This window comes from Nocardioides sp. P5_C9_2 (assembly GCF_054049555.1).
In genome coordinates this window covers 1-2717 of the sequence record NZ_JBFUMD010000507.1, presented here as the reverse complement: position 1 = coordinate 2717, position 2717 = coordinate 1, and the positions used below count along the sequence as shown (strand labels likewise).

Here is a 2717-nt window from a genome sequence, read left to right as displayed (position 1 = left end):
CCCAGGGGCACCTGACGACCCCGTCGCTGCCCTCGTGCCGGGTGTGCCACCAGCGCATCGCGCCCCAGGAGCCGCGGCGGGTGACGCGTCCGCCGCTCGGCGGCCTGCGCCTGCCCACGGGCGAGGTCGTCCCGCTGGACCGGGGCGTCGTCCTCGGCCGCAAGCCCGCCCCGCTGAAGGGCACCAGCGACTGGCCGCACCTGGTCCACCTGCCCTCCGACCACACCTTCGTCTCCCGCATGCACCTGCACATCGAGCTGGACGGCTGGCAGGTGCTCGCCCGCGACCTCGACTCGCGAGGTGGCACCATGCTCGCCATGCCTGGACGTGACCCTGAACGCATGCGTGCCGGCGAGGCCTACGTCCTCGAGCCCGGCAGCTCCCTGGACCTCGCGGAGGTCTACGAGGTGCGCTTCGAGTCGGGGCCGGCAGCGGCCACGGTGGCCGACTCGTGAGCGCGCCGGTCATCCCGGGGTTCCAGTTCATGGAGCACCTCGGCAGCGGCGGGTTCGCCGACGTCTTCCTCTACGAGCAGCAGTGGCCGCGACAGCGCGTCGCCGTCAAGGTCGTGCGGCCCGACGTCCCCCTCAACGACCGCGAGAAGCATCTCTTCACCGCCGAGGCCAACGCCATGGCACGGCTCGCCGACCACCCCTACATCGTCTCGGTGATCACCGCCGGCGTGACCCAGGACGGCGGCCGCCCCTACCTGGTGATGCGCTACTGCCCGCCGCCGGACCTCGGCATCCGGGTGCGGTCCAACCCGATGCCCGTGGTCGACGCCGTGTCGACGGGGATCAAGCTGGCCAGCGCGATCGAGACCGCGCACCGCTCCGGCATCCTGCACCGCGACATCAAGCCGAGCAACGTGCTCGTGACGACGTACCACGAGCCCGCGCTCACCGACTTCGGCATCGCTGGTCACATGGCCGACATCGAGGGCGAGAGCGACGTCCGGATCTCCTACCCGTGGTCGCCCCCCGAGCTGCTGGACGGCCGCTCCAACGGGTCGGTGGCCTCGGACGTCTACTCCCTGGGGGCCACGATCTGGCACCTCCTGGTGGGCCGCTCCCCCTTCTCGATCCCGTCGGGCGACAACTCCACCCGAGCCCTCAGCGCCCGCATCCTGCACGCCGCCGCCCCGGCCACCCAGCGTCCCGACGTGCCCCCGGCCCTGGACCGGCTGCTCCAGCAGTGCCTAGCCAAGCAGCCTGCGCATCGACCCCAGAGCGCCCTGGAGCTGGCTCGCAGCCTCCAGCAGATCGAGTCCGCCGCGGGATGGCCGCGCACGGCGGTGGCCGTCGAGGGTGACCGTCCCGACTCCTCGGTGCGCACGGTCGCCCCGGAGCCGGAGGAGGACCGGACGGTCATGAAGGCCGTCACCGTCATCTCCGCGTCCGGTCCGCGCCGGATCGCCTCGGCGCAGGCCGAGCAGGAGGCCGCGGAGCAGGCACGACCGCGCGGCGTCGCCGGGGCGGTGTGGGCCGTGGCCGGCGTCGTCGTCGTCGCCGGGGCCGTCGGAGCGCTGCTGCTGCAGGGCGGCGAGCGGCCGGACGACCCCGAGGCCCGTACGCCGGCACCGGCGCCGTCCACCCCCTCCGACCTCATCCCCCAGGTCCTCGACTCCGCCCCGTCCGTCACGGGCACCCGCACCCCGGACGGGGTCGTCTTCCGCTGGCAGACGCGCGACGGGCTCGAGCCGGGTGACACCTGGGTGTGGCAGCGCCTCGACTCCGGGACCGTCGAGCGCACGGAGCGCAACCAGGTGCTCGTACGCAGCCCGGACGAGGTCTGCGTCGAGGTGCGCCTCGTGCGTGGCGGCGACGAGTCGCCCGCCAGCAACGAGTGCGTCCCCGCCGGCTGAGCCGACGGGGACGTTCCTCAACGGGTGGGCCGAGGCAGCGCGGTCAGTCGTCCTCCCAGTCGCGGCGCGGACCCGTGGCGGCGTCCTGCTCCGTCGCGGACATCCGGTTCGACGCCCACAGCGAGACCACGGCCGTCACGGCGAGGGTGGCCACGATCACCACCAACGACAGCCAGATCGGGATGTCCGGGGCCCACGGGATGGGCTCGCCGCCGTTGATGAAGGGCAGCTCGTTCTCGTGCATCGCGTGCAGGATCAGCTTGACGCCGATGAAGGCCAGCAGGAACGCGAGGCCGTAGGACAGGTAGATCAGGCGCTGCAGCAGGCCACCGATGAGGAAGTAGAGCTGACGCAGGCCCATGAGCGCGAAGATGTTCGCCGTGAGCACCAGGTAGGGCTCCTTGGTGATGCCGAAGATCGCCGGGATGGAGTCCAGGGCGAAGAGCAGGTCGGTGGTGCCGAGGGTGATGATCACGATGAACAAGGGCGTGATGAGGCGCTTGCCGTTCTCGTGCGTGAAGATGCTCCGACCGTGCCACTCCTTGGTGGCGGGGAAGCGCTTCTCCACCCACTCGACGAGGCGGTTCTCCTCGAACTCGTCGTCCTCGTCCTCCGCGCCCTCCTTGGCCAGCTTGACGGCCGTGTAGATCAGGAAGAGGCCGAAGATGTAGAAGACCCAGCTGAAGTTGTTGATGGCCGCGGCGCCGACGAAGATGAAGATCGCGCGCATGACGAGTGCCATCACGATGCCCACCATGAGCGCGTACTGCTGCAGCTCACGCGGCACCGCGAACTTGCTCATGATGATGATGAAGATGAACAGGTTGTCGATCGACAACGAGTACTCCACCAG

3 protein-coding genes are annotated in these 2717 nt (G+C 70.6%); 2 read left to right on the top strand and 1 reads right to left on the bottom strand.

Annotation, left to right across the window (positions count from 1 at the left end; all coding sequences use genetic code 11):
• Nucleotides 1-455: FHA domain-containing protein (locus ACXJKL_RS18895; RefSeq protein ID WP_457208544.1), on the top strand; the 455-nt coding region annotated here is incomplete at its 5' end.
• Nucleotides 452-1864, top strand: coding sequence for a serine/threonine-protein kinase (locus ACXJKL_RS18890; RefSeq protein WP_457208543.1), 1413 nt, complete (start codon nucleotides 452-454; stop codon nucleotides 1862-1864). The genes ACXJKL_RS18895 and ACXJKL_RS18890, both read left to right, overlap by 4 nt.
• Before the next feature lie 43 nt (nucleotides 1865-1907).
• On the opposite strand, the gene ACXJKL_RS18885 is transcribed toward ACXJKL_RS18890, so the two are convergent.
• Nucleotides 1908-2717: TerC/Alx family metal homeostasis membrane protein (locus tag ACXJKL_RS18885; RefSeq protein WP_457208542.1), on the bottom strand; the 810-nt coding region annotated here is incomplete at its 5' end.